This window comes from Paenibacillus sp. SAF-068 (genome assembly GCF_051967555.1).
In the GTDB taxonomy this organism is placed as follows: Bacteria; Bacillota; Bacilli; order Paenibacillales; family Paenibacillaceae; genus Paenibacillus.
In genome coordinates this window covers 21,969-28,641 of sequence record NZ_JBQCJX010000009.1, presented here as the reverse complement: position 1 = coordinate 28,641, position 6,673 = coordinate 21,969, and the positions used below count along the sequence as shown (strand labels likewise).

Annotated in this window: 5 protein-coding genes; 1 reads left to right on the top strand and 4 read right to left on the bottom strand. The window is 48.3% G+C overall.

Features of this window, described 5'->3' with window-relative positions:
* From ACTHPG_RS26610 to ACTHPG_RS26600, 3 genes are all read right to left on the bottom strand, one after another.
* Window positions 1-986, bottom strand: a 986-nt coding sequence (locus tag ACTHPG_RS26610) for a hypothetical protein (RefSeq protein ID WP_440392376.1), incomplete at its 3' end; no start/stop codon positions are given.
* A gap of 45 nt (window positions 987-1,031) precedes the next feature.
* Complete coding sequence (locus ACTHPG_RS26605; protein WP_440392375.1) at window positions 1,032-2,384, bottom strand: hypothetical protein; 1,353 nt, start codon at window positions 2,382-2,384, stop codon at window positions 1,032-1,034.
* A 205-nt stretch (window positions 2,385-2,589) separates the two neighbouring features.
* A complete protein-coding gene (locus ACTHPG_RS26600) occupies window positions 2,590-3,921 on the bottom strand; it encodes an MFS transporter (RefSeq protein WP_440392374.1) in 1,332 nt (443 codons plus the stop codon).
* Window positions 3,922-4,430: 509 nt separating this feature from the next.
* Between ACTHPG_RS26600 and ACTHPG_RS26595 the strand changes: the two genes are divergently transcribed.
* Entirely contained in the window at window positions 4,431-4,892 is a 462-nt protein-coding gene (locus ACTHPG_RS26595) for a MarR family winged helix-turn-helix transcriptional regulator (RefSeq protein ID WP_440392373.1), read from the top strand.
* Between the two features lie 80 nt (window positions 4,893-4,972).
* Here the strand turns inward: ACTHPG_RS26595 and ACTHPG_RS26590 are convergent, their stop codons facing one another.
* A complete protein-coding gene (locus ACTHPG_RS26590) occupies window positions 4,973-6,478 on the bottom strand; it encodes an MDR family MFS transporter (RefSeq protein WP_440392435.1) in 1,506 nt (501 codons plus the stop codon).
* Window positions 6,479-6,673: the final 195 nt, after the last annotated feature.

The following is a 6,673-nucleotide window of genomic DNA, read 5'->3' as shown; positions in this document are numbered from 1 at the left end:
AGACCCAGATCCAGTACTCCGCGGCTTTCGCTCGCATAGTTGCTGTTCACGTTACGCTCGCTGTCTTTCACGCTGTTCTTGCGTTCAGATTGAGCCATTGTTGCACTCTCGCCTTCCGCTTTTGCGTTCAGACCCAGATCCAGTACTCCGCGGCTTTCGCTCGCATAGTTGCTGTTCACGTTACGCTCGCTGTCTTTCACGCTGTTATTGCGTTCAGTTTGAGTCATTGTTGCACTCTCACCTTCCGCATTCAGGTTCAGACCCAGATCCAGCGCACCACGGCTTTCATTCGTGAAGTTACTGCTCGTGTTACGCTCACGGTCATTCACGCTGTTATTGCGTTCAGTTTGAGTCATTGTTGCGCTCTCACCTTCCGCTTTGGCGTTCAGACCCAAATCCAGCGCACCGCGGCTTTCATTCATGAAGTTACTGCTCGTGTTACGCTCACGGTCGTTCACGCTGTTATTGCGTTCAGTTTGAGTCATTGTTGCGCTCTCACCTTCCGCATTCAGGTTCAGACCCAGATCCAGCGCACCACGACTTTCGCTCGCGAAGCTGCTGTTTACATTCCGATCATCGCCGCCTCGTGAATAGTCGCTCATCGTTGTACCTTCTCCCGACACATTGGCATTAAGACCAAGGCCCAGCTTGCTAGAACTGCTACGCTCAGCAGTGTAGTCGGAAGAATGATCATTGTATCGGTTCGTGCTCTCTGAGGATAAGCCGGCATTGAGTCCAAGATCCAAATTCAATGCTCCGCTTGCACTGGATGAACCGCCATAGCTACCATGGTTACCGTAACCTGTGTCACGGTGTCCTGACAGAAGAGATCCCAACTCCAGACGCAAACCTGCATTCAGATCCAGATTGCCACTGCTGTTATTGCTATAGCTATCTGCGTAAGTTGCCTGCGAAGCTCCAAGCAATCCAGCCACCAACGTACCCGACAATACCGACAATTTTACCCAACGATTCACTTTTTTCATGATTATATACACTCCTTCTCAATTTTGGTTGAATTAACGCCATTGTTACTGAGAGAAAGAGGTATATTGCGGCGGCCGCCCCAGCGGTGCCTGTGACCATTGACTGAACCCATCCAATCGTTCCAACCAGAAAGCAAAACCGTAATCCGGCGTAACCAGACCTATTGTTGCTCCCGGAAGTGCAGCAGCTGGTGAGGTTGCTCCACCTCCAGTTACACCGGATGAACCGGAGCTTGTCCCTGCGGAAGCATTAGCTGCTCCGGGAGAAGTTGCCGCTACAGACCAACTTGTTGGTCGTTCTGTTCGAGGTTGCAATGGAGATACTGCATCAGCATCATCTTGTTTCAGATTGACTTCCTCGTTACTCTGCACTTGTTCAGTGACTGATGGTTTAGCAGATGGCTCATCTACGAGGAATAGCTCGTTATCAGGCAATCCTGCATTAACATCCGAATCCGAACTCAAATCGATTCCTTCCACAGGCAATGCCTGCGGGACAACAGGTTGTCCTGGACGTATTTCCGGTTCCGGGGTGACTTCAATCACTTTGCCCGTAACCTGTACTGCGTCCCGTCCTTCCTCGTTGTTCTGAGATGAAACAGGATCTGCGAGTGCACTCGTATTGGAAGTTTCACCATTTGGTGTTTTGACAACCGCCGGTTGTTCCGGAGTGACTACTGGCCGGTCCGGCTTCACACTTGGAATCTCCACCTTTTCCTGATCAGGATTGAGTTCAGCGGCTACGTCTACAACTGGAACTTCTGCTTTCACAGATGGCAGCTGGACATTTCCCTTACTCAGATCCACACGGGAGGAAGAGATATTGACGGAAGTAACCTCAGGCACATCCACCTTCACGGAAGGCAATTCAAGCTTGCCCTGCCGAAGGTCTGTTTTCACAGCAGACGTCTCTGCCTTGATGACCTCGGGTACCTCTGCGGTAACGCCCGGCAAGGAAGTCTTCCCTCCGTTCAGGTTCACCTGACTGCTTGATACATCGGCTTTGACCACCGGTGTATCCGCCTGTACAGACGGCAGTTCGACGGTTCCCTTCTTCGCATCAATCCCAATCTCTGATGTTCCGGCCGATCCAAGCGGTGTATCTACTTTCAGCTCAGATACACTCAGCTTACCTGTGGATTCATTCGCTTTGATCGACGGAACTTCAACATCCAATAATGGTGTGGAAACCGATACCGACGGAGTCAGGTTCAACCCGCCATCCGAATCGCGTGAAAACAGATTTAGTGAGATTCCGCTGGACGGTTTTTCAGAAGATATCTGAGCATCATCCGCATACACATGCGAAGATCCAAACCCCAGCATCAAGGTCCCGGCAAGTATTGCCAGTGGTATGCTTCCAAGACGTACTATGGCTTTTGGTAACTTTACATTCAAGTTGCTTCACCCCCTTTCCGCTACTACGTTGGTGGGACAAGGCATATGAGTTTTCCCCTAAGAATAATTAGAATACAGGGATTTCTGCCTGTTCCTCATTACACGTGAAGGCGTTTACTCAAACGCTTTTTTATCAAAAACTTAAATTTGAAGTACATTCAGACCTCATTTCAACTGTTCTAACCTAAGTAGGTCCGGCATGTTTCTAGTCGCCTGCAATCATGGTCTCGGGTGCAATGGAGCCATTCAGATCGGCCTTTTCCCCCTTGCGTTTTATCAAATAAATCAATCCAAGCAGGGTCAGCAGAATGCCTGAACATACAAAAGCCGGCACTACACCGAATGAGGTGACCATGAATCCACCCACCACCGGGCCCATAATATTACTGGCTGTCATCACACTGCCTACCGTTCCAAAGACCCTGCCTGTCATTGCCTCGGGTGTCTGTTCCTGCAACAGGATCTGAAAGGGTACAATCGCAAACCCAATTCCGACACCAGCCAGAGCAAAGAGGGATACTAACAGCAGATTGGCACCCAGTCCGGCATGTGGCCAAATTCCCACAATAGCTCCGGCTCCGCCGATAACCAGACCCATGAGTATGGTACCAAGCCCCATTTTCAAAACATGTCCTGCATGCTTCCACTTCCGCACACTCATCGCTGCAATTAATGTACCTACACCACTGGCCGCGACGCACCATCCCAGCAGATCACTTGAAATTCCGGGAAGCTGTCTGAATAACACCACCGTCTGTGAATCGGCAAATTGCAGAAAAAGTATGGCTGAAGCAAGCAAAATCAGAGACGTTCCTACATAAGGGAAAGATGCGAGCATACGGATGCCCTCCTGTGTATCCTTCCAAAAAGAGTTTTTGGGGCGGTTACGAAGGCGCTCTTCTGTCTCTTCCTCTACCTCTGTTACGTTATGAATTGCAGATTGGATCACCCGGGTTCCCGGAATCCACAATAAAATGATGCCGGAGATTAGAAAAGACGCTGAATCGAGGACAAAACACCAGGTGATGCCAAAAGCAGCTACCAGTAGGCCACCCAGCGCTGGACCGATAATTTTGGACATCTGTTCAATGATTGAGCTGATGGATACAGCATGCGCAAGCTGCTCCTGAGGTACAATTTCTTTCAGCTTTCCGTTTTTGGCAGGAGAGAAAATGACATCGAACAGAGATTTGAGGACAAGCAATATGTAGACGTGCCAGATCTGATCAGCAAAAATCAACGCACCCACGATGAGGATCCGTGCACCATCAGCTATAATCATCAGCCATTTTCGGTTCAGGCGATCTGCAAGCGTGCCTGCGAATGGTCCTGTCAACAGAATGGGTAGTGCGGCCGATAGTGTGACAAATGTGATCTCCCATGGCGTTGCATTCCAGCGGATACCCACAAGGGTCAGGATTGCGAGCAGATGCAACCAATCCCCCAGATTGGAGATGGCCTGTGCCACCATCAATGTTACAAAAGATCGGTTATTCTTCAGCGGTCGCTGTCCTTCAAACGATAAATCACTCGTCATGCTTCTTCTCCTCCAATACCTTCCAAATTCATGAGATGAACTCATTATAAGAGAGCAAGGCTTGACTCAACCTCCTGCCAGAGGCGGAGAAGAAGCGACATCTGAAGGATGATTTCCTCCAAGATGAATGATCAAATTTTAAATGCTAAAAATGCAGATCTTGTGACATATCGCATGTTTTTCGTAGAAATAGAAGTTTACAATTAAACCATGGCGACAACCTGAATTGTCAAACCTAACAACCCAACTCATATAAGTTGAAATTATCTTTTACATGAACAGCATAACGAAGAGGACAGAAATAACCTGAAAAAGCGAAGCTAAAAGCTTTCTGAAAGAAAGCTGCATCGGAAGCATATGCTTCACCTTTATCACCGGATTTTACCTTTGAAGAATATTTCGAAAAATCTGAGGATAACAGTGATTGGAAGGTTGTTCTGTCCTCGTAGTGGTAGGTTGTAACTTTATCATTTCAACTTATACAACTAATCTGAAAAGGCGGGATCAGCATGCTGGAATTAGAAGAAATCGGAACCGAACGTTCACTTCATCTGTACCGCACCTTGGCCCAGACATTCAAGAGCGTGAATGAACACGCTGTATCCGGAAGCAAAGTGCATGGCTTCAACCCCACCGCATACGGGGTGCTCGAAGTGTTATATATGAAAGGAGCACAGCCGATTCAACAGGTTGGCGCACAACTTCTGCTGCAAAGTGGTAATGTGACCTATGTGATTGATAAGCTGGAGCAAAAAGGATTGTTACACCGCAAACATTGTCCGCAAGACAGACGTATCATCTTTGTGGAACTGACTGAAGAAGGACAGCGTACGATGGATGAAATCTATCCAGGCTATGCGTTAAAGATCGATCGGGCTGTCAGTGGACTCAGTGAGGAAGACAAGGAATTGCTGTCGGAACTCTTGGGAAGACTCGCACATTCTGCAGACCGTCTATCAGCCAACGGCTAGTTCACTACACACGTACCATCAACAAAAATAACCGGATTTGCCTGACATCGGCGAATCCGGTTTTTCGTATACTTCACTTTTTATTTTGAGGCTTGTGGCTTCGGTGGAGCATCTGCATCTTCAGGTACAATTAAACGCTTGCGTAGAGCTAGCGTCGTTACCCATGAGACCAATGCAATGACAAACATAATGACAAACAGGGAATGTAAACTTCCTTCCAGCACGCTCCTCAGTAGCGCCCACTTGTCATCCGATAGCGCTGCATCCGTATGCGGTGCGAGCAGTTCGTTCAGATCACTCTCCGATATTCCGGCCTCCGCCAGATTTTGCTCGCTCGATAACGTGGAGATTCGATAATTCAACCATGTCCCAAAAGCCGCTGCACCAATCGTCTGTCCCAATGTACGCATGAACGTATGCAGTGCGGTAGACGAACCACGTTCCTTATATCCTACGGAAGACTGCGAAATAATGGTGAATATCGTAAACGCAAATCCGAAGCCAAGACCATAGATAAAGGTCAATATAAATAACACAGCCTGCGGGGATGTACCACCCACCAGAAAGAGTCCACCCGAACCGATTGCAATTCCGGTTAAACCAATCAATGCAGTCAACCGTGATCCAATTTTCATCAACAGGCGACCTGCGAGCACACTACCAATGAGCCAACCTACTGACATCGGTGCGAGTAGCAACCCGGATTCTGTCGCATTTCCTCCCCGAACCCCCTGCACCCAGAGCGGTAAATAACTGGTCAGGCCGATCATCAGGGTACTGGTTAACAGCCCGGCGATATTCGCCACACGGATGTCCCGAATTCGGAACAGATGTAGTGGAACCATTGGAGCCTGAGCTCTTTTTTCCACCACAAAAAATAAAATAATAAACAGGGCGGCAACCACACTCAGTCCTATAATCAACGGAGAACTCCAGGCATAATACTGCCCACCCGCCGACAGGACAAACAACAATGCGGTAATGCCCACCGTGAAGGTCAGCGCACCGACATAGTCTATCTTGGCTGTACGTGGAGAAATGTCTTCCTTCAGATAACGAAATACAAACCACATCGCGAGCAGACCAAACGGCACATTGAAACCAAAGATCCACTGCCAGCCAAGGTTGTCTACAAAATAACCACCAAGCAGCGGTCCCGCAAGAGAGGAAATCCCCCACACGGAGCTGATCCAGCCCTGGATTTTGCCACGTTCTTCAATGGAGTAGATGTCCCCAATAATCGTAAATGTAACAGGAACTACCGCACCCGCACCAATCCCCTGAATAGCACGGAAAATAATCAATTGCTCCATATTATGTGACAGACAGCATAAGAGTGAACCCAGTAAAAATAAGGCACAGCCAATCAGAAATACAGGTTTTCGTCCATACAAGTCACTGATTTTACCGAAAATGGGCGTACTCACCGCCATCGTCAACAGGTATGCGGTGAAAATCCAGCTCAGCAGCTGCACACTCCCCAGCTCACTGACAATGGTCGGCCCAGCCGGACCAATGACGGTGCCTTCAATCGCTGACAGAAATGTCGCGAGTAACAGCCCCGTCAAGATGAAACTGCGCTTCAAACCTCCAGTTGCATTCACACAAACCCTTCTCTCTTCGTTTCTCTATATAATTGGTATGTTAATTTACACATCTACTACGAATCAGAACAAGCTTCCTATCGCTGTTATCCCCAGATTTTTCTATTCCTCTCTATAAGAGAAATCCGGTGATAGCGTATGCTTCCGATGTAGCTTTCTTTCAGAAAGCTTTAATGG